Origin of the sequence: Rhizobium sp. WW22, from assembly GCF_047041135.1 — a bacterium.
Classification (GTDB): Bacteria; Pseudomonadota; Alphaproteobacteria; order Rhizobiales; family Rhizobiaceae; genus Rhizobium.
In genome coordinates this window covers 392,470-412,116 of record NZ_CP178199.1, presented here as the reverse complement: position 1 = coordinate 412,116, position 19,647 = coordinate 392,470, and the positions used below count along the sequence as shown (strand labels likewise).

Genomic DNA, 19,647 nt, shown 5'->3' with positions numbered 1-19,647 from the left:
GCCGACCTCAACATGCGTTCAGCGTTTGCTCGTGCCCGATCTGGCTGATCATGGACGGCGAAAGGATGCCCCTATATGGCGATCCGGCAATCTGTCACCTTCACCAAAAAGCTTTCTGCGAAGCGAGCCCTGTTCATAAGCGGTTTTGTAGAGGTCGCGCTCCTGAAGCGCCGGCACCACAATGTCGATAAAGTCCTCAAAGCTCTCCGGCACGACGGTGCGGGTAAGATTGAACCCATCGATTTCGCCTTCATCCATCCATGACGAAAGCTCATCGGCAACCTCCGTGGCATCGCCGACGACGACCGGGTAACGCCCACCCATGGCGAGCTCCTGCAGCAACTGTCGCTTTGTCCAGCCGCGTTGTTGAGCAATCTGCGTTGCCGATTGGCTCGCATTGGATTTGCCGTAGATGATGGTCTCATCGAGATCGTACCTGGAAAAATCGATGCCCGTGCTGGCCGAAAAATGTGCGAGACCTGCCTCGGGATTGGCGTAGCGCAGATACTCTGCGTGCTTGTCTCGTGCCGCCGAGACGGAGCGATCGGTTATGACGGTGATACCGAGGAAGATCTTTATGTCCTCTGGCTTTCTGCCCGCCGCCACCACTGCCTCGCGCAACGAACGGGAGGCCGCGCGAGCGGAGTTCTTGTCAGGGGCTGCGATGAAGACGCATTCAGCATGTCGCGCTGCAAACTGCTTCCCACGGCCGGACGTTCCGGCCTGATAAAGAACCGGCGTGCGCTGGGGCGACGGTTCGGCCAGGTGATAGGCCTGCGAGCGGTAAAACGGCCCTTGATGGTCGATCACGTGTACCTTTGATGGATCGGCATAGATACGCCTTTCCTTGTCGGTCAGGACCGCATCATCCTCCCAGCTTCCCTCCCACAGCTTGTAGAGCAGGTCGAGATAGTCATCGGCGCGATCATAGCGGGTGTCATGCTCGATCTGGTTGTCAAGACCCAGGCCGCGCGCCGCGCTGTCGAGATAGCCCGTCACGATGTTCCAGCCGACGCGGCCATCGGTCAGATGATCCAGGGTCGAGATCCGTCTGGCGAAAATATACGGCGCGTCAGCACTGGCATTGACGGTGATACCAAATCCAAGGTTCCGGGTCACGGCCGCCATCGCGGAGACGAGCAGGAGAGGATCGTTGACCGGCAACTGAATGGATTCACGAAGCGTCAAATCGGCGGAGCCCTGGTAGACGTCGTAGACGCCCAAGATGTCGGCAAGAAAGATACCGTCGAACAGCCCGCGTTCCAGCGTGGCGGCAAGCGAGGTCCAGTAGTCGAGTGTCTTGTAGCGATGCGACTGATCCCTCGGATGCGCCCATAGCCCATGATTGATGTGCCCGACGCTGTTCATGTTGAACGCATTGAGCAATATCTGTTTTTTCATGGTCGCCATCTTCAGCTATTCCGATTTCAGATCGCGCCGTGGCGCGGTGGCCGTTTGCCATTGAGATAATAGTTGCCGATGGCCTGATATTTCCAGCGCACCGGGTCATGCAGCGTATGGGTGCGGGCATTACGCCAATAGCGATCGAAGTTGTCATCCGAAAGCGTCGATGAGGTGCCAGACAGCTCGAACAGCTTGTTGGCGGCAAGCAGGCTTGCCTTGGTCGTCAATATCTTCGCTTCCGCAACGGCGATCGAGGCGTGGGCAACGCTGTCCTCGGTCATATCAGCACGAGCCGCATCCGTTGCGTCTGCGGCTCGCTTCAGCAAGCCTTCCGCAGCCCGCAGCCGCAGCCAGACATTCCCGACGTTTTGCAGCGTCAAGGGATCTTCCGAGGCACGTTCGACCTTTGAATCCAGCCAGGGCCGGGCCCGTTCGCGGATGAACTGCAACATTTCCCGATAGGCACCCTGCCCTATGCCAAGATCGATGGCCGCATGCATGATTTGAGCGACCGGACCGATCGTCGTCGGGCGTTCGAAGGAAGACTGAAAGGGGACGATCCATTCCGGATCGATCTCCACCTGATCGAATCCGACCGAGCCACTTCCGGTAACCCGCTGCCCGAAGCCGTCCCAATCGTCGACGATCGTCACACCGGGTGCATTTCGTGGGATGAAGGCGAGATAAGCGACGTCCCTTGCGTCCTCCTCAGCAACGACAAGGGTCGGAATCCAGTGCGCGTAAATGGCGCCTGTGCAGTAAAATTTTTGCCCGTGAACTATCCACTTTCCCCGCTCGCGAAAAAGCCGGGTACGTCGCTTGAAATCGCGCTGGCCGATTTCCGCCAGCGCATTGCCAAAACGTTCGCCCGCCAGTGCGCGCTCGAAAAAGAAGCGTTGTTGCTTGACCGAGGCTCCGACACGCAAGACTTCAAGCGCGTAAAAGTGGTTTTGAGGAATCTGCGACAGCGATCCATCCGCGGCACCGATGATGGCGATCACCTGAGCCAGCGTGTGCGTCGACACGCCTGCACCGCCGAATTCGCGCGGCACGGTAATGCCCCACAAACCAGTTTCGCTGAAACGCTCCAGTTCACGCCATGGCAGGATGCGACCCCTGTCCCGTTCCGCGCTACCGACGGCAAATTCTGCCGCCAGGACGGTTGCCACCGCGATCGCCTCCTCGTCGTCGGAGATGAGATCGGGTCGCCGCAGCGGCGGCGGTGCGGGTTCGACGTGGATGCGAAAGTCGGTATCAGTCACGGTTTTCCTCGCTAGTTCCATTGATGGCGGGCCGGGAATATGCCGTTGAGCTGATAATTACCGAGCAAATGATATTTCCAGCGTACTGGGTCGTGAAGCGTATGCACGCGCGCATTTCGCCAATGCCGATCCAGATTGTGGGCAGCCCGCGTCGCCGCGGATCCCGCGACATCGAAGAGCTTTTCAGCCGCCTTCAGCGCGACTTCCGTCGTCAATATCTTGGCTTCGGCAACGGCGGCAGAGGCTCTGGCGCTCTCCGCTTCGCCGACAGGCGCCTTTGCCACCTCGTCGATAACGGCCGCCGCTTCGTAAAGAAGTGCTTGCGCTGCGTGCAAATCCGCGTGGAGATCGCCGATCTCATGCAGGATCGTCGGATCCTCGCAGGCCGACTGCAGGCCGGAATCCATCCAAGGTCTTGCGTGATCGCGGACAAAGGTCACGGCATCGGCAATCGCAGCCGCCGCTATACCGGAATCGATCGCCGCCTGAATGAGCTGCGAGATGGGACCGGAGACACCGGGCCTGTCCCCATAGGACCAGACTGGGAAAACCAAAGCTTCATCTATCGGTACGTCTGTAAATTCCACCGAGCCGCTGGCCGTCGTACGCTGGCCGAAAGAAGACCAGTCGTCGATAACGCGCACGCCCGGCGCGTCATAGGCAGCCCAAACCTGGACCGCACGCCCGTCATCGTCGACGGCGCGCGTCGGAATCCAATGAGCGAAGATGGCGCCAGTGGAATAGAAGCGCCGCCCGGTCAATCTTAATCCATCTGCCCCGCGCGCCAGGCGAGTTGAGCTGTGGTTGACCGCCTTCTGGCCACGCTCGGGCCCTGCATTGCCGATGCGATAACCGGCAAGTATATCGCCGTAGATACGGGCTTTCTGCTGTGGCGACCCCACATCGCGCAGCAGCGCCAGCACGCCGAACTGGTTCTGCGGAATCTGACCGAGTGCAGGGTCGGCTGCGCAAAGGATTTCGAAGACCTTGGCAAGCGTTACGCAGGAGACGTCGGCGCCTCCGTATTCCTTCGGCACAGTGATGCCGCCGAGGCCGCTTGCGGTATATTCCTCCACCTCATCCCAAGGAAGGCGACGAACGCGGTCCCGTTCTGCCGCACCCGCCGCGAAACGAGCCGCGAGGCCGTGGGCAATCTCCAACGCCTCTGCATCCGAGCGGATCAGATGTGGAGTACGCGGTCGCAACGGGCGCCTGATGGCGCTTTCTTCTTTCGAGCCGGACGCAGCCGGCACGGCATCAGGTTCAGTCATGGAGCTACTCCGGATATTGTTGCTGATATTAGCGCGCTCGCAGGCGCCGCACGGCATGGTCGCCTGCGAACTGCACCAAACAGACCATGGCAATGAGCACAGCAATGACAACCGCCATGACGGTGGTATCGAAGCGCTGATAACCATAGCGGATCGCCATATCTCCGAGACCGCCGGCGCCCACCGCGCCTGCCATGGCCGAGGCGCCGATCATGCTGACGATAGTGATGGTAAAGCCGCCGACGATGCCCGGAAGTGCTTCAGGCAGGAGCACATGGCGCACGATGTGCCAGCGTCGGCAGCCGATCGCCTGGGCAGCTTCGATCAACCCGCCGTCGACCTCGCGGAGGCTGACTTCGGCAATGCGCGCAAAAAACGGCGTAGCGCTGATCGAAAGCGGCACGACGGCGGCCCACACACCGATCGTCGTTCCGGTGAGCCATCGCGTCAATGGCAACAACGCCACCAGGAGAACGATGAACGGCGTGGCCCGAAAGCCGTTGATGATTGCGGCGAGAATGCCATGCAACCGCGGCGCATGGATGAGGCCGCCAGACGCCGAAAGCACCAGGAAGACAGCAAGAGGAATGCCGGCGATAAACGCGATGAGAGCAGAAGCACCGACCATCGCAATCGTATCAAGAAACGCCTGCCACAGGCGTTCATACATCATGGTCGACATAACCCAATACCCTGACTTGATGAGCAAGATCGGCAAATTGCGAGGGGACCGTCGGATTGCTCCCCGTCCGGCGTACTGCAATCAACAGCCGGCCGTGAACGCGACCCTCAATGCGGTCGAGCGAGCTCTGCAGCAACCGCACGGAAGCGCCGGTCGCGCTGGCTATTCTAGAAAGGTCGGGTTCCAAGCCACCCTCACCAGTATAGACCAGTTCCCAGATAGCCTGCGAATACTCGTTGCGCGGCGAAGATCGCAGATGCCTGGCTATATCCTCCGGGATTTCGCGGTTGAGGGGTCGCAAGAGCGCCTGCGTGGCAGAATGCTGCGGATTGCCGAAAATGCGCCAGACCGGCCCGGCTTCGGCAATCTCACCTTGATCGAGAACAAGCACGTGGTCGCAGATCTCACGGATGACGCTCATTTCATGGGTGATGAGAATGATGGTCAGCTTGAGACGGCGATTGATATCCTTGAGTAGGCCCAGGATGGAAAGCGTCGTCTCCGGGTCGAGCGCCGATGTCGCCTCATCGCAAAGGAGGATCTCCGGCCTATGAACAAGTGCGCGCGCAATGCCCACGCGTTGCTTCTGACCACCAGAGAGACGCGAGGGATAGGTGCTCTCCTTGCCCTCCAAACCCACCAGCGACAGGACTTCGGCCACTCTTTCTTCGATCTGCCGGCGCGGCACGCCTGCAACGATCAATGGCAAAGCGACATTGCCCCAGACAGTCTTGGCTGAGAGAAGATTGAAGTGCTGGAAAATCATGCCGATGCGTCGTCGCAATGCGACCAGCGCATCCTCATCGAGCACCGCAATGTCTTGTCCGTCGACCAGGACCTTTCCGCCGGTCGGCTTTTCCAGGCGGTTTATGGTCCGCAGCAAGCTGGATTTTCCGGCCCCGCTTCGCCCGATGATACCGTAGATCGCACCCGCCGGCACATGGAGGCTGATGTGCTTGAGGGCATGGACCGGACCAGCTGCCGACGAATAAATCTTCTCGACACCGTCAAAAGCTACCGACCCTATCGGAGAGCCTGACAGCGGCTGACCGACAACGGCGGCGTGCTGCAAGGTGCCGCCGCTCGCCGCCGTCTTGTGTTCCGGATCCTGCCTTATCCGCTCGATCAATTCAGCCATGGGAGCGTATAAAGCTTCTGATCATTGGCGAATGCTTTGCTGATTGCTGCCCGTACGGCCGGCGAATTCTGATAAAGCGCCACGAGCTCCTTAATCCCGGCATCATCTACCTTTTGCTTTTGTACTGCAAAAATGATGGCAAATTGCTTGTCGTCCACACCGGAATAGATAAGGCCCGAGCTCGGATCGAAGGCCTTGGATGCGACGATGAAGTGCGGATAGCCCTGGGCCAGGTCGACATCACCGGTCACGCGCGCAAGCTGCGGACCCTCGACCTCGTTGAAGGTCAGCTTCTTAGGGTTGTCGACGATATCGTCGAGCGTGCCCTTGAAGCCCACGCCATCCCTGAGCTTGATAAGCCCAGCCTTTTGCAGCAGGAGCAGCCCACGACCTTGATTGACGGGATCATTGGCGATCGCAACCTTTCCGTTTTGCGGCACATCGGCAAAATTCTTGTACTTCAAAGAATAGATACCGATATTGGCGAGAACGCCGATGCCTGCGCTGACAAACTCATAGCCCCGTTCTTTGATCGCATTGTTCAGGAACGGCTGATGCTGGAAATAGTTGACATCGATATCGCCGGATTGAAGCGCGATGTTTGGCGTCGTCCAATCACTGAATTCGACAACCTGGATATCCAAGCCCTTGGCCTTAGCCTCAGGGATCACTGCCTCGATGGAGTCGGCATAAACGCCCGGCACAACGCCCACCTTGATTGTCTCGGCCTGTGCAACCCCCGTCGCTGCAAGTAGAATTGCTGAAAAAAGACCTGCAATATGAATTCTCATGGCATCCTCTCGGGTTCAATGACACGAAAGATAAAGACCACAAATTTTATAGGCAAAGACGGAAATACCCACCAACGAGCCTATATGGAATATTTTTTCTCCAGTCCGTCCGATTTGCCATGATGTCTCTCAAAACTGCATAGGTAAAAGCCGCAATCCTTCTTCTGCGCCCTATTGCATCGGGAGCGGGAAAAAGGTGGGCTAGCCTGTCGGCTTCGGCAAGCCGGACGATATCACGTCCCGGCTTCGCGATCGCTTCTGACCATGATGGATGAGGCGTTTCCGCATCGATAATGACGCACTCGCCGTTATGTCCTGTGACCCCTATGGGCTGGCGGTCACCTAGACTTCAAATCGCTAACGATGTTCGACAAAAGCAACGCTGGCATCGCTGACAATGGCGACATGCGAATAGGCCGCCTGTCTGGCCGCCTGGGCGTCTGCGCGCATGATTGCGGTGACGATGATATCGTGCTCATCGAAGGACTTGGCAAGGCGTCCGGGAAGGCGGAATTGTGCGCGACGGAAGGGGGCAAGCCGGGCGCGCGTTTGCGTCACAAGCTCGAGGATATGGTCGTTATGCGCGCCACGATAGAGCTGATTGTGAAACTCGACATTGTATGTGGCATAATCTTCCTCGGCGCCGGCACGCACCAGCCGGGCGGAAGCGTGATGTTGGCGCTCAAGGGTGCGACGTTCATCGACGGTCATTCGTTCCGCCGATAGGCGCGCGCAAATGGCTTCAAGCTCCGCCATTGCCTCAAACATCGAATGCAGATAGGCACCACTAACATTCGTCACAACAGCACTGCGGTTCGGTTCACGGCCGACAAGCCCCATCGCGCCAAGTTCGCGTAAGGCTTCGCGAACCGGGGTCCGTGATACCTCGAAGCGGGCCGCCAGCGTTATTTCGTCAAGCTTCTCGCCCGGCAGGAGCGCTCCCGTTACAATCATATCGGCCATAGCCCGCACCATCTGTTCGACGGTCGTTCCCGGCCTCACAACTTCCCTACGCTTGATCTGCTTCACAGAAATAGGCGAATCCTCAACATCTTGCATACAGATGTATGCACGAACGAACCAAAGTCAATTGTCAATTTAATTGGTTGTTTTTCAATGATATTTTTTAACAGAAAATCTCTGTCGAATCGGTCGCTGCGGCGTTCATCGCAAAATGAAGATTAAAAAAAGTGCATTGCTTATTTCAGGGCATTATTTCAACAGAATCTGCATACACTTTTTGCTATCAAGACTTCCATGAGACTTTAGTATAATAATATCAAAATCTTAATATCTGGCATGATGATTGCATACACTTTCATGTGATCCTTCTTACGAACCGGGCTCCAGCCCCAAGGAGCATTCCCATGACCAGACTCCTTCACATGACTCGCCGCAACTTTCTCCAGGCTTCGGCTGCAGGTGCAGTCACCAGTGTGGCGCCGGGCCTTCTGTCATCTCGCGCCTACGCCCAAACCGCCCTCACCGTCGGTTTCATCTATGTCGGCCCAAAAGATGATTATGGCTACAACCAAGCCCATGCCGAAGGCGCTGCCGTCGTCAAGGCGCTTCCTGGTGTCACCGTAGTCGAAGAGGAAAACGTCCCTGAAACCGTCGACGTTCAAAAGACGATGGAATCGATGATCAATCTTGACGGTGCCACGCTGATCTTCCCGACGTCATTCGGTTATTTCGATCCGCATATGCTGGCCATGGCCGCCAAATATCCCAACATCCAGTTCCGCCACTGCGGCGGTCTCTGGCAGGCCGACAAGAACCCGGTCAATACCGGCTCCTATTTCGGTTACATTTTTCAGGGTCAATATCTGAACGGCGTGACCGCCGGTTATGCCACGAAGAGCAAGAAGATCGGCTTTGTTGCAGCCAAGCCGATCCCGCAGGTTTTGCAAAACATCAACGCCTTTCTGCTCGGCGCGCGCTCCGTCGATCCGGCCATCACCTGCCAGGTGATCTTCACGGGCGAATGGTCACTGGCTGTCAAGGAGGCCGAAGCGACCAACGCGCTGATCGACCAGGGGGCGGATGTCATCACCTGCCATGTCGACAGCCCAAAGGTCGTCGTCGAAACCGCCGCCGGCCGCGGTGCCTTCGTCTGTGGCTATCACGCCAACCAGAGCCCCCTTGCACCGGCGAAGTATCTGACTGGCGCGGAGTGGGCCTGGGGGAATGTGTACTCCGATTTCGTCAAAAAGGCGCAGGCCGGCGGAAAGCTCGGCAATTTCGTTCGCGGCGGCCTGAAGGACGGCTTCGTCAAGATGAGCCCGCTCGGCCCCGGCGTTTCGGATGAATCCCGCAAGAAATTCGAGGCGACGCTTGCCGAGATGATGGCGGGAAAATTCTCGGTCTTCAAAGGCCCGATCAAGGACAACAAGGGCAATGTCGTCATCACCGAGGACAAGAGCTTCGCCGAGGACGCAATCGAACTCGAAAGCATGAACTATCTCGTCGAAGGCGTTGTCGGCTCCACGGCCTGATTATCGAGGGAGAACCGTCATGACGGTTGAAGTCAACGAGCCTGCATTGTCCATCGTCCAGCAGAGGCGGGCGCAGCTGCGCCCGGCCCTCGAATGGCTCGCGCGACGGGCCGAGCCTGTGGTGATCACGCTTGGCGCAATCCTGGTCGGCCTCGCACTGTTCTCCCTCTTCATCCTGGCCGTCGGCAAATCGCCGGCCGACCTCTTTCGCTTCATGTATGCCGGCGGCTTCGGCAGCTGGTTTTCCATCCAGAACAGCTTGAGCCGCGCCTCCCCCCTGCTACTCACTGCGCTTTGCGTTGCGCTGCCGGCAAGACTCGGTCTCGTCATCATCGGTGGCGAAGGCGCCGTCGTCCTCGGCGGTGTGGCGGCTGCGGCGATCGCATTGCCGGTCATCGGCCTGTTGTCGCCGATCATCGTTCTTGTCCTCATGGCGCTTGCCGCCATGACGATCGGCGGCATTTGGATCGGTCTTGCCGGCTTCCTTCGCCATTATCGCGGCGTCAACGAAACCATCTCCTCACTGCTGCTCGCCTATATAGCCATCGCCTTGATGAACCAGTTCGTCGAAGGACCGCTGCGCGATCCGGCAAGCCTGAACAAGCCCTCCACCAAGCCACTGCCACACGACTATATGCTCGGCAATATTCCAGGCATGGACGTGCATTGGGGCCTCGTCATCGGCATTATCGCCTGTGTTTTCTCGTGGATATTGCTCGAGATGACCAGTTACGGCTTCGCCGCTCGCATCGCGGGCGGCAATGCTCGAGCCGCGCAGATTCAGGGCTTGCCCGTGGGGCGGCTAATTGCCGGTTTCACGGCAATTGCCGGCAGCTTCGCCGGCCTTGCCGGCATGATCGAGGTCGTCGCGGTCCAGGGCAGTGCCAATGCTTCGCTTGCCGCCGGGTATGGTTATACCGGCATCCTTGTCGCTTTCCTGGCGCGTCACAATCCGCTTGCGATCATCCCGGTCGCCATCCTTCTCGGCGGCATCGACGCATCCGGCGGCCTGATCCAGCGCCGCATGGGCCTGCCCGACGCGACCGTGCTCGTGCTGCAGGGCACGCTCTTCATCGTCATCCTTTTTGGCGAAACCTTCTATGGCCGCTTCAAGATCTTCAATCCCGACCTCTGGAAAAGGAGCGCATGATGGACGATACCGCAATCGGTCTCTGGGGCGTGCCCCTTGCCATCCTCGCCGGCGCGATCCGCGTCTCGACGCCCTTCATCTTCGTCAGCCTCGGCGAGACGATCACCGAGCGTTCCGGCCGCATCAATCTCGGCCTTGAAGGCACGCTCGTATTCGGCGCCATGACGGCCTATGCGGTCGCCGTGATGAGCGGTTCGGCCTGGCTCGGCGTGCTCGGCGCGATGGCAACCGGGGCGATCTTCGGCGCTGTACACGGCTGGATCTGCAAATGGCCGAAGGTCAACGACATCGCCATCGGCATCGCCATGATGCAATTCGGCCTCGGCCTCGCTTTCTTTCTCGGCAAGACCTTCATCCAGCCTGTCGCGCCGCACCTGCCGGCGATCCCCTTCGGTTTCTGGTCAAACCTGCAGCCGGTACAGGCAGCGTTGAACATCAACATCCTTTTTATTCTCGGTGCAGCTCTCGCCCTTGTCCTCTGGTGGGCATTCAGGAACACCAGGATCGGCCTCATGCTGCGCGTCGTGGGCGACAGTACGGACGCGGCGCGCGCCATGGGCATCGACCCCGATCGTGTCCGGCTACTGGCAACCGCTGTCGGCGGTTCGCTGGCTGCGATCGGCGGCGCCTATCTATCGCTCTACTATCCAGGCTCCTGGAACGAGCGCATCTCCTCTGGACAGGGCCTGATGGCCGTGGCGCTGGTGATCTTTGCGCGCTGGAACCCGATCGGCTGCTTCGTTGCCGCACTTCTCTTCGGCGGTGCCGGCGCGCTTGGCCCAGCTTTGCAATCCGTCGGCGTGACGCAGGGATATTATCTCTTCTACGCCGCTCCGTACGTGCTGACGCTCGTCATCATGATCATCACCTCCTCGCCCACCCGCGCGCTTAGCGGCGCTCCCGGCGCGCTTTCGCTCACCAAATAGGAAGATCAGCCATGAACAGTCTCGCAGCCGCAGCCATCGTTCAGAAACTGACTTACATCAACGCCGATCCCTATAAATGGCCCTATAATGGCGCCCTCAGACGGGACAACACAGCGCTCATCATTATCGACATGCAGACGGATTTCTGCGGGCCTGGCGGCTATGTCGATCACATGGGCTATGATCTTTCGCTGGTACGCGCGCCGATCGAGCCGATCAAACGGGTTTTGGCCGCCATGCGCGCCAAGGGCTATCATATCGTTCATACCCGCGAGGGTCATCGCCCCGATCTTGCCGACCTGCCTGCCAATAAGCGCTGGCGCTCGCAGCGCATCAATGCCGGCATCGGCGACCCCGGCCCCTGTGGCCGCATCCTCGTGCGCGGCGAGCCCGGCTGGGACATCATCGAGGAACTGAAACCGATAGACGGCGAGACGATCATCGACAAACCCGGCAAGGGTTCCTTCTATGCCACAGATCTGGAGCTGATCCTGAACCAGAAGCGCATCGAGAACATCATTCTCACCGGCATCACGACCGACGTCTGCGTTCACACCACCATGCGCGAGGCGAATGATCGCGGCTTTGAGTGCCTGTTGCTCGAAGATTGCTGTGGCGCGACCGATTACGGAAATCACCTTACCGCCATCAAGATGGTGAAGATGCAGGGCGGCGTCTTCGGCTCGGTTTCTAATTCCAAGGCCTTGATCGAGGCATTGCCCTGATGCCTTCACTACGTGCCCATGTCTATCGTGTTTCTGCGCAAGGACCGGACGATACCTCCGGGGTCGAAGCGCTTTTTGCCGACGGCCTGGCGGCCAAGAATGTCGTAGCTATACTCGGCAAGACCGGGGGCAATGGCTGCGTTAACGATTTCAGCCGCGGCTATGCTACCCGCAGCTTCGAAACACTCTTTCGACAGCACGGCGCCGATGACGTCTCGCTCGTCATGTCCGGGGGGACGGAGGGGGCACTCTCGCCGCACTGGACGGTGTTCGCGCGAGAAGTGGTCGATGCGCCGGCCGAACGCGCGCTGGCGATCGGGGTTGCGCGTACGCCTTCGCTACCAGCCCAACATCTCGGACGGCGCGAACAGGTTCTGCTTGTGGCTGAAGCTGTGCGTATAGCGATGCGTGACGCCGGCATCGACGACCCAAGCGATGTCCATTTCGTCCAGATCAAATGCCCGCTCCTCACGCTCAGCCGCATCAGCGCGGCCGAAGCCGAGGGAAACACACTCGCCACCCGCGACACGTTGAAATCGATGGGCCTGTCGCGCGGCGCATCGGCGCTCGGCGTGGCGGTCGCGCTCGGCGAGGTTGACGAAAGAGCGCTCCGCGACACCGACATCTGTTACAGCCATGAACTCTTCTCGCGCCGCGCCTCCGCCTCGGCCGGCGTTGAATTGACGGATCACGAAATCATTGTGCTCGGCATGAGCGATCGATGGTCGGGGCCACTGGCGATCGACCATGCGGTAATGCGTGATGCCGTCGATGTAGCCGCGGTGCGCGAGGCATACGAACGCCTGCCGGCCAACAGCCGCCTCGCTGCCGTTCTCGCCAAGGCCGAACCGGATCCGACCGGAAAGATTCGTGGCAAGCGCCATACGATGCTGGACGATTCCGATATCTCAGGCACGCGCCATGCGCGCGCCTTCGTTGGCGGCGTGCTCGCTGGCCTCTTCGGCATCACGGATCTCTACGTCTCCGGCGGCGCCGAACATCAAGGGCCTCCCGGCGGGGGTCCCGTCGCCATCATTGTCGAAAAGGAGCATTGAGGTGAGCATAATTCGCGATACCCCTCTTCCACAGGCCGGCAAGGCGGTCGGCATCGAAACGCTCGACATGACCATGCGTTTTGGCAGCTTCACAGCACTCGACCACGTATCCGTAAGTATTCCTGCAGGTACCTTCCACGCGCTGCTCGGTGAAAACGGCGCGGGGAAATCGACGCTCGTCAAGTGCATCATGGGCTTCTATCACCAGACCTCAGGTTCCCTGTCTGTCGACGGTCGCGAGGTGGCGGTCGCCTCCCCGAAGGACGCAGCTACTTATGGTCTTGGTATGGTTTACCAGCATTTTACGTTGGTGCCGTCGCTCACAGGTGCGGAAAATCTCGTCATCAGCCGCACCGAAGTACCCGCCATCGTCAACTGGGCCAAAGAGCGTAAGGCGCTTGCGGCCTTCATGGAGCGGATGCCCTTCAAGATCCCGCTCGACCGGCGGGTCAGCGAGCTTGCCGCCGGCGAAAAGCAGAAGCTCGAAATCGTCAAGCAGCTTTATCTTGGCCGCAACTTCCTCGTACTTGACGAACCAACCTCGGTGCTGACGCCGGCGGAGGCAGATGAGATGCTCGGCCTGGTGAGGGGCATGACCGAACGCGGCGAGTTGACCGTTTTGATGATCAGCCACAAATTCCATGAGGTGACGAAATTCGCCGACGCGGTCTCGATCCTGCGACGTGGCAAGCTTGTCGGCGGCGGCAAGGTCGGCGAACTCTCAACGGCGGATATGGCGGCGATGATGATCGGCGACATCAAACTCGCTGAACTCGATACTCGCATTCGCGTCGCAGATACAGCAAAACCGGTGTTGCAAGTCGAACGGGTCAAGGCTCCGGACCGTTCCGGCCTGAAGACGATCGAGATCGACAAGCTGACGGTGCGTTCCGGCGAGATTGTCGGCATCGCTGGTATTTCCGGCAATGGCCAGAAAGAACTCACGGAAATTCTCGCCGGGCAGCGGCCGACCGAGACTGGAGCGATCAGCGTCAACGGCGAGATCTACGGTGCAACGCGGCCCGAAACACGAAAGAACAACGTCCGCTTCATTCCGGAAGAGCCCCTGCAAAATGCCTGTGCGCCGCGCATGACCGTCAGCGAAAATCTCGCCTTCCGCACCTTCGACCTGACGGAGACCGGCACTGACGCGATCTGGCTAAACAGGGGCCGGATGAAGAAGCGGGCGACATCGCTGATTTCCGACTTCAAGGTGAAGACAGCATCATCCTCTTCGCCGATCGCGGCCCTTTCTGGCGGCAATGTTCAGCGTGCCGTGTTGGCGCGGGAGCTGACGGGCGACGTTGATCTGTTGATCGTCTCCAATCCCTGCTTCGGCCTCGATTTTTCTGCCGTCGCCGAAATCCGCGCCCGTATCATGCGTGCCCGCAACGCCGGGGCGGCCGTGCTGCTTTTGTCGGAGGATCTCGACGAACTTCTGGAAATGTCGGATCGCATCATGGTGATCTCCGAAGGCAAGCTCGTCTACGAAACACCGGCGCAGACCGCCGATGTCTCGGTGATTGGCGCTCACATGGCGGGACATCACTGATGACCGACGTCAAGGCTCAACCGTTCCCTTTCCCGCTGCGACGCGAGACCGTGGCATTGATCGTCATCGACATGCAGCGTGATTTTGCCGAGCCCGGCGGCTTCGGCGCCAGCCTCGGCAATGATGTCAGCCGCATCACGAGGATCATCCCCGATGTGAAGCGGCTGATCGCGGGTTTCCGTTCAGCCGGCCTGCCGGTGATCCATACGATGGAATGCCACAGACCTGACCTTTCCGACCTGCCGCCCGCCAAGCGCGACCGCGGCAATCCTTCGCTCAGGATCGGTGACAAGGGACCGATGGGCCGCATCCTGATTGCCGGCGAGCCTGGCACGGCAATTCTTCCCGAGCTCGCACCCATCGATGGCGAGATCGTCATCGAAAAACCCGGCAAGGGCGCCTTCTACGCCACCGGACTCGGCGACATCCTGAAGCGTAAGGGTATCAAGCAGCTTGTCTTTGCCGGTGTCACCACTGAAGTCTGCGTCCAGACCACCATGCGCGAGGCCAACGACCGCGGCTATGAATGCCTCCTCGCCGAAGAGGCAACCGAAAGCTATTTCCCCGAATTCAAGTCTGCCGCCATCGCAATGATCCAAGCGCAGGGCGCTATCGTCGGCTGGACGGCGCATATCGATGACATTCTGGAGGCCATCAACCATGCCTGAAACGACTCGCGAACTGTTGACGGCGGGTGGCTGGAAAGAACTGGAATTCGGTCCCTTCCGACCTGACGTGACGATCCACTGGATCCGTCCCTTCGAAGGCGACCAGCCCGGCGTGGCACTGCTGAAATACGAGGCCGGAGCCTCGGTGCCGCGCCATCGCCACGAAGGGCTCGAAACCATCCTGGTGCTTGAGGGCACCCAATCCGACGAGGCTGGCGACTACGGCAGGGGCAGCTATGTGGTGAATGCTGCCGGCACCGAACATTCGGTCTGGAGTGATACCGGTTGCGTCGTGCTCATCCAATGGGACCGACCCGTCAAAATACTCGAAGAGAAAACAACATGAGAGCGGGACCAGCTTTCGACATCGCCTCCCTACACGCAGCCTACCAGAACGGTCTGACGGCCGCCGACATGATCGGCACGGTGTTTGCGCGCATTGCCGAGGTGAACGATCCCGGCATCTTCATCCATCTTGTCGACATAGGGGATCTGCTCGTCGAAGCTGAAGCGCTAGGCGCCTTCGACCCGGCGACAAAACCGCTTTGGGGCATTCCCTTTGCCGTAAAGGACAATATCGACGTCGCCGGCATGCCGACGACCGCTTCGTGCCCCGACTACGCCTATATGCCCGACACAGATGCCACCGTTGTTCGCCTGCTGAAAGAAGCCGGTGCTCTGGTAATCGGTAAGACGAATCTCGATCAATTCGCAACTGGCCTCGTCGGCGTCCGCACTCCGTATCCCGTTCCGCGCAACGCCATGGATGCCGATTTGGTGCCAGGCGGATCGAGCTCGGGTTCAGCCGTGGCGACGGCGCAGGGTATCGTCAGCTTCGCGCTCGGCACCGATACTGCCGGATCGGGTCGCATTCCAGCCGGCCTCAACAATATCGTCGGCATGAAACCCAGCCTCGGCGCATTGTCGACAAGCGGCGTTATTCCCGCCTGCCGCACGCTGGATTGTGTTTCAATCTTCGCGCTGACGGTCGACGACGCCTGGCGGGTATTCGAGGTTGCCGCATGTCACGATGCCAAGGACGCCTATTCGAAAACCATTCCGGCCAATGGGTTTAGGCAAGCACCGCCGGCCCTGACCATCGGCGTGCCGGCGAAGGCCGACCGGTTGTTCTTCGGTGACGCCGTCATGGAGGCTGCCTATGACGAGGCCTTGCTTATGTTGACGAAACTGGGCCATCGCCTGGTGGAAGTATCATTTGGCGATTTCTACAGGGTGGCAAACCTGCTTTATGAAGGCGCCTGGGTGGCGGAGCGCTATGCGGCGGTCAAGGATTTCTTCGACGCCAAGGAGGCGAGCTTCCATCCCGTCACCCGCGGGATCTATGGCGGCGCCAAGCAGCTTTCGGCCGCGGACGCCTTCAAGGGTCTCTATGCGCTGCAGGCCTTGAAACAGAAGGTTGCTCAGCTGATCGCATCGGTCGATCTCTTTTGTGTACCGACGGCGCCGACACATTACACACATGCCGACCTCGAGGCCGAGCCGATCCGCGAAAATTCTCGTCTCGGCACTTACACCAACTTCGTCAATCTGCTCGACATGTGCGGCATCGCCGTGCCAGCGGGCATACGCAGCGACGGTCGTCCAGCCAGCGTGACCCTGCTGACATCGTCGGGACGCGACGGCCTCACGGCTTCGCTTGCTCGTGACATTCACGCAAGCAGCGGCTTGACGCTCGGCGCAACCGGATGGCTGCAGCCGAAGCCGAACGATACGATCAGCGTTGACGAAGCCGGGCTGATCGATATCGCGGTGGTCGGCGCCCATCTCTCCGGCATGCCGCTGAACGCACAACTCCTTGCCCTCGACAGCCGCTTTCTGCGGAAAGCACGAACATCGGATTGCTATCGGCTTTACGTCTTGCCGGGGCAGAAGCCGGCAAAGCCGGGACTTATTCGTGTTCCACAGGCGACCGGCGGTCAAATCGATGTCGAAATCTGGCAAATGACGCCGGCCGCGTTCGGCCAATTCGTTGCGACCATCCCCTCACCCCTCAGCATCGGCACCCTTTTTTTATCGGATGGCACGTCGACCAAGGGATTTCTGGTCGAAGCCACCGCCATCGCCGACGCGACGGATATCACGCATTATGGCGGATGGCGCACCTATATCGCTGCGACGGCGTAAGGCTTCAAAGAAGCGCCGATAATGCGCCACCGCACATCTAAAGAAGTTCCTGCAAATCCATTTTTCAGATGAAGATTAGGAAACGGATTGGAACCCGCGACCTCGGTCATTCGACGCCTTCAGTGACGGTTCACGGTCGCTCCAAAAACGGTCTCTCTTAAAAATGCAAATGCTACCTATTGACGATAGGAGTATATGCTCTTATTTTCGCCTTTATAGGAGCATATGCCCCTATATAAAGAACAGGAGCGAGATTATGAGTGAAGCTGAGGTACTTGTAAGCGGAGCAACCGGACGGACCGGCGGTGCCGCAATCGATGAATTACTTAAGATGGGCAAGTCGGTGCGCGCCTATGTGCGTTCGGACGATGAGCGAGCAACCGCCCTCAGGCAGCGGGGAGTGGATATCGCTGTCGGAGATTTCACCGACATCGATGACATCCGCGCTGCCATGGAAGGCGTCCGATCGGCCTATTTCCTGCATCCGATTGCGCCAGGCATCATCGGCGCCGCGGCCTATTTCGCACAGGCCGCAAAGGAAGCGGGCGTCACAGCAATCGTCAACATGTCGCAGATATCGGCGCGCCGCGAATCGGCGAGCCACGCGGCGCAGGACCATTGGATTTCCGAGCGGGTCTTCGACTGGTCCGGCGTGCCAACGACCCATCTTCGTCCCACCTTCTTCGCCGATTGGCTCGTTTATCCGCATTTCGCAAAGGAGATATGGGCGACGAAAAAGATCGAGTTTCCCTTTGCCAACGGTCGTCACGCACCGATCGCGACCGATGATCAGGGGCGGGTGATTGCGCATCTTTTGGCAAATCCGCGGGGGCATGAGGGCAAGATTTATCCCCTCCATGGACCGATCGAGATGAACCATACCGAGATCGCCGCCGCCATGAGCGAAGTGCTCGGCGCACAGATCGACTATGCGCCGACTTCGATCGACGTGTTCAAGGACAAGATGGAAAATCTCTACAAGTTTCCGCCTTTCCTCGTGCAGCACCTGGTCGCAGTCGCCCAGAACTATCGTGATGGCATCTTTGCGGGCACGAACGATGCTGTTGAGAAAATCACCGGAACGCCAGCACTCTCGGTCCAGCAATTCATCACCAACAATCGTGCCGCCTTTGCGTGAGCACCGTCGAGGCAAGGAGCTTGAACAATGTCGAATATTCAAGGCGAGCGTCACCCGTTTCTGGACGACCTGACTGCGGACGCGGAGCTGACCAGCTCCGTGCTGCGAGGTCCCGTCATCGGACGCGACGAGATCAAGCTGGCCGTCAACACAGTCGGGGCCTTCTACGCTTCGCAGGATCCCACGTTTCTCGAGACTGTCGGCGCGCGCCTCTTTCTTGAATACGAGGCGGTTCTGACAAGCGGGGAAAGGCTGAACGCCACCGTCGTCGTCGATCGCAACTCTGATGGTTCGGTACCACGCGTCAGCGTGCGGATGAGCCCGCTTGGTGCTGTGTTATCTCTTGCCGCCAATCTTCGCGAGGCACTGTCCGGCCGGTTGCCGGAAGACCTTTTTCTTTAAACCGAACGCCCACGGGCAGGTATCGATATCGGATGCCCTGATCTGTGGCTTTAGAGAGGTAATTTGTCATGGATGTCACCAACGCCACCGTCTTCATTACCGGAGCTAATCGCGGCCTGGGCCTCGCCTTCGCACGCGAAGCCCGTCGTCGCGGAGCAAAGAAGGTCTATGCAGGCATGCGCAATACGAACGGCTTCGACGAACGGACATCATTCCCGTCCGGATCGATGTCACGGATAAAGCATCAATCGCTGCGGCAGCAGAATTGGCGACGGATACCGATCTGCTGATCAACAACGCGGGCATCGCTGCTCTTATCGACGGGCCTCTGGCAAACGATGTCGAAGAGCAGTCGCGACGTCTGTTCGATACCAACTATTATGGCGTCGTCCGCGTCACGCAGGCCTTCGAGCCGATCCTGTCGGCCAAGCCGCGTGCTGCCATCATCAACGTGCTATCCGATATCGTGTGGCTTCCGCGGCCTATTTTGACACCCTATGCTGCATCAAAGGCGGCGGCATGGAGCTTCACGAACCAGCTTCGCTTTCACCTTCAGGATCGTAGCATCCAAGTTCTCGGTCTGCATGTGGGTTTCGTGGATACCGACCTGACCAATGGCATCGATGTGCCAAAAGCCAGCCCGGAAGATGTGGTGCGCCAAACCTATGAAGCGCTCGCCGCCGGCAAGAGCGAGATCATGGCCGACCAGGGAACGGCACTGCTGAAGAGCACGCTCGCTGCCGAGGTACCCGGTTATATCACGCCGCCGGCAGGATTGTTCTAAGCGCCAAAATGGTGGAGAAACCGCCAAGCCGCAGGCTATGTGATGCGGAGGCCTTGGCC

At 59.2% G+C, this 19,647-nt stretch carries 18 protein-coding genes and 1 pseudogene; 12 read left to right on the top strand and 7 right to left on the bottom strand.

Features of this window, described 5'->3' with window-relative positions:
• Window positions 1–48: 48 nt before the first annotated feature.
• The 7 genes from ACK83U_RS20840 to ACK83U_RS20810 all read right to left on the bottom strand — a co-directional run bounded on the left by ACK83U_RS20840 (window position 49) and on the right by ACK83U_RS20810 (window position 7,577).
• Entirely contained in the window at window positions 49–1,410 is a 1,362-nt protein-coding gene (locus ACK83U_RS20840) for an LLM class flavin-dependent oxidoreductase (protein ID WP_412474988.1), read from the bottom strand.
• Between the two features lie 17 nt (window positions 1,411–1,427).
• Window positions 1,428–2,687, bottom strand: a complete 1,260-nt coding sequence (locus ACK83U_RS20835) for an SfnB family sulfur acquisition oxidoreductase (RefSeq protein WP_112608389.1) — start codon at window positions 2,685–2,687, stop codon at window positions 1,428–1,430.
• Window positions 2,678–3,937 carry an SfnB family sulfur acquisition oxidoreductase gene (locus ACK83U_RS20830; protein ID WP_112608387.1) on the bottom strand — a complete coding sequence of 420 codons (1,260 nt, stop codon included), beginning with the start codon at window positions 3,935–3,937 and terminating at the stop codon, window positions 2,678–2,680. Before ACK83U_RS20830 ends, ACK83U_RS20835 begins: the two co-directional genes overlap by 10 nt.
• A 28-nt stretch (window positions 3,938–3,965) precedes the next feature.
• Entirely contained in the window at window positions 3,966–4,619 is a 654-nt protein-coding gene (locus tag ACK83U_RS20825; RefSeq protein WP_015343691.1) for a methionine ABC transporter permease, read from the bottom strand.
• Window positions 4,600–5,757: an ATP-binding cassette domain-containing protein gene (locus ACK83U_RS20820; protein WP_112609115.1), complete on the bottom strand. Its 1,158-nt coding sequence runs from the start codon at window positions 5,755–5,757 to the stop codon at window positions 4,600–4,602. The genes ACK83U_RS20825 and ACK83U_RS20820 overlap by 20 nt, the downstream gene beginning before the upstream one ends.
• Window positions 5,745–6,548 (bottom strand): MetQ/NlpA family ABC transporter substrate-binding protein, encoded by an 804-nt coding sequence (locus ACK83U_RS20815; RefSeq protein WP_112608385.1) that lies wholly within the window; start codon window positions 6,546–6,548, stop codon window positions 5,745–5,747. Before ACK83U_RS20815 ends, ACK83U_RS20820 begins: the two co-directional genes overlap by 13 nt.
• Before the next feature lie 357 nt (window positions 6,549–6,905).
• On the bottom strand, window positions 6,906–7,577 hold the full coding sequence (locus ACK83U_RS20810) for a GntR family transcriptional regulator (protein ID WP_112609113.1): 672 nt from the start codon (window positions 7,575–7,577) through the stop codon (window positions 6,906–6,908).
• 338 nt (window positions 7,578–7,915) lie between these two features.
• On the opposite strand from ACK83U_RS20810, the gene ACK83U_RS20805 reads away from it, so the two are divergent.
• From ACK83U_RS20805 to ACK83U_RS20750, 12 genes and pseudogenes are all read left to right on the top strand, one after another.
• Window positions 7,916–9,043, top strand: a complete 1,128-nt coding sequence (locus ACK83U_RS20805; RefSeq protein WP_112608383.1) for a BMP family ABC transporter substrate-binding protein — start codon at window positions 7,916–7,918, stop codon at window positions 9,041–9,043.
• 19 nt (window positions 9,044–9,062) lie between these two features.
• Entirely contained in the window at window positions 9,063–10,193 is a 1,131-nt protein-coding gene (locus ACK83U_RS20800; RefSeq protein ID WP_112608381.1) for an ABC transporter permease, read from the top strand.
• Window positions 10,193–11,119, top strand: coding sequence for an ABC transporter permease (locus tag ACK83U_RS20795; protein ID WP_112609111.1), 927 nt, complete (start codon window positions 10,193–10,195; stop codon window positions 11,117–11,119). Before ACK83U_RS20800 ends, ACK83U_RS20795 begins: the two co-directional genes overlap by 1 nt.
• An 11-nt stretch (window positions 11,120–11,130) precedes the next feature.
• The gene (locus tag ACK83U_RS20790; protein WP_112608379.1) at window positions 11,131–11,844 is read left to right on the top strand and encodes an isochorismatase family cysteine hydrolase; all 714 of its coding nucleotides are present in this window, start codon (window positions 11,131–11,133) and stop codon (window positions 11,842–11,844) included.
• Complete coding sequence (locus ACK83U_RS20785) at window positions 11,844–12,899, top strand: ring-opening amidohydrolase (RefSeq protein ID WP_112608377.1); 1,056 nt, start codon at window positions 11,844–11,846, stop codon at window positions 12,897–12,899. Before ACK83U_RS20790 ends, ACK83U_RS20785 begins: the two co-directional genes overlap by 1 nt.
• A gap of 1 nt (window position 12,900) precedes the next feature.
• Window positions 12,901–14,451 (top strand): ABC transporter ATP-binding protein, encoded by a 1,551-nt coding sequence (locus ACK83U_RS20780; protein WP_112608375.1) that lies wholly within the window; start codon window positions 12,901–12,903, stop codon window positions 14,449–14,451.
• Window positions 14,451–15,119, top strand: coding sequence for a cysteine hydrolase family protein (locus ACK83U_RS20775; RefSeq protein ID WP_112608373.1), 669 nt, complete (start codon window positions 14,451–14,453; stop codon window positions 15,117–15,119). The genes ACK83U_RS20780 and ACK83U_RS20775 overlap by 1 nt, the downstream gene beginning before the upstream one ends.
• Window positions 15,112–15,465 (top strand): cupin domain-containing protein, encoded by a 354-nt coding sequence (locus ACK83U_RS20770; protein ID WP_112410222.1) that lies wholly within the window; start codon window positions 15,112–15,114, stop codon window positions 15,463–15,465. The genes ACK83U_RS20775 and ACK83U_RS20770 overlap by 8 nt, the downstream gene beginning before the upstream one ends.
• A complete protein-coding gene (gene atzF / locus ACK83U_RS20765; protein WP_112608371.1) occupies window positions 15,462–17,264 on the top strand; it encodes an allophanate hydrolase in 1,803 nt (600 codons plus the stop codon). Before ACK83U_RS20770 ends, atzF begins: the two co-directional genes overlap by 4 nt.
• Window positions 17,265–17,520: 256 nt before the next feature.
• Window positions 17,521–18,402, top strand: a complete 882-nt coding sequence (locus ACK83U_RS20760; RefSeq protein ID WP_112608369.1) for an NmrA family NAD(P)-binding protein — start codon at window positions 17,521–17,523, stop codon at window positions 18,400–18,402.
• A gap of 27 nt (window positions 18,403–18,429) precedes the next feature.
• Window positions 18,430–18,804, top strand: coding sequence for a hypothetical protein (locus ACK83U_RS20755; protein ID WP_112608367.1), 375 nt, complete (start codon window positions 18,430–18,432; stop codon window positions 18,802–18,804).
• Window positions 18,805–18,872: 68 nt separating this feature from the next.
• A pseudogene (locus ACK83U_RS20750) lies at window positions 18,873–19,588 on the top strand (SDR family oxidoreductase).
• Window positions 19,589–19,647: the final 59 nt, after the last annotated feature.

Excerpts from the sequence above, each read along its gene's own strand:
- ACK83U_RS20755 (WP_112608367.1), top strand. The coding sequence starts at position 18,430 with ATGTCGAATATTCAAGGCGAGCGTCACCCGTTTCTGGACGACCTGACT.
- ACK83U_RS20805 (WP_112608383.1), top strand. The coding sequence starts at position 7,916 with ATGACCAGACTCCTTCACATGACTCGCCGCAACTTTCTCCAGGCTTCG.
- atzF (WP_112608371.1), top strand. The coding sequence starts at position 15,462 with ATGAGAGCGGGACCAGCTTTCGACATCGCCTCCCTACACGCAGCCTAC.
- ACK83U_RS20840 (WP_412474988.1), bottom strand. The coding sequence starts at position 1,410 with ATGGCGACCATGAAAAAACAGATATTGCTCAATGCGTTCAACATGAAC.
- ACK83U_RS20830 (WP_112608387.1), bottom strand. The coding sequence starts at position 3,937 with ATGACTGAACCTGATGCCGTGCCGGCTGCGTCCGGCTCGAAAGAAGAA.
- ACK83U_RS20775 (WP_112608373.1), top strand. The coding sequence starts at position 14,451 with ATGACCGACGTCAAGGCTCAACCGTTCCCTTTCCCGCTGCGACGCGAG.
- ACK83U_RS20770 (WP_112410222.1), top strand. The coding sequence starts at position 15,112 with ATGCCTGAAACGACTCGCGAACTGTTGACGGCGGGTGGCTGGAAAGAA.
- ACK83U_RS20835 (WP_112608389.1), bottom strand. The coding sequence starts at position 2,687 with ATGGAACTAGCGAGGAAAACCGTGACTGATACCGACTTTCGCATCCAC.
- ACK83U_RS20825 (WP_015343691.1), bottom strand. The coding sequence starts at position 4,619 with ATGTCGACCATGATGTATGAACGCCTGTGGCAGGCGTTTCTTGATACG.
- ACK83U_RS20800 (WP_112608381.1), top strand. The coding sequence starts at position 9,063 with ATGACGGTTGAAGTCAACGAGCCTGCATTGTCCATCGTCCAGCAGAGG.
- ACK83U_RS20785 (WP_112608377.1), top strand. The coding sequence starts at position 11,844 with ATGCCTTCACTACGTGCCCATGTCTATCGTGTTTCTGCGCAAGGACCG.
- ACK83U_RS20815 (WP_112608385.1), bottom strand. The coding sequence starts at position 6,548 with ATGAGAATTCATATTGCAGGTCTTTTTTCAGCAATTCTACTTGCAGCG.
- ACK83U_RS20760 (WP_112608369.1), top strand. The coding sequence starts at position 17,521 with ATGAGTGAAGCTGAGGTACTTGTAAGCGGAGCAACCGGACGGACCGGC.
- ACK83U_RS20820 (WP_112609115.1), bottom strand. The coding sequence starts at position 5,757 with ATGGCTGAATTGATCGAGCGGATAAGGCAGGATCCGGAACACAAGACG.
- ACK83U_RS20795 (WP_112609111.1), top strand. The coding sequence starts at position 10,193 with ATGGACGATACCGCAATCGGTCTCTGGGGCGTGCCCCTTGCCATCCTC.
- ACK83U_RS20790 (WP_112608379.1), top strand. The coding sequence starts at position 11,131 with ATGAACAGTCTCGCAGCCGCAGCCATCGTTCAGAAACTGACTTACATC.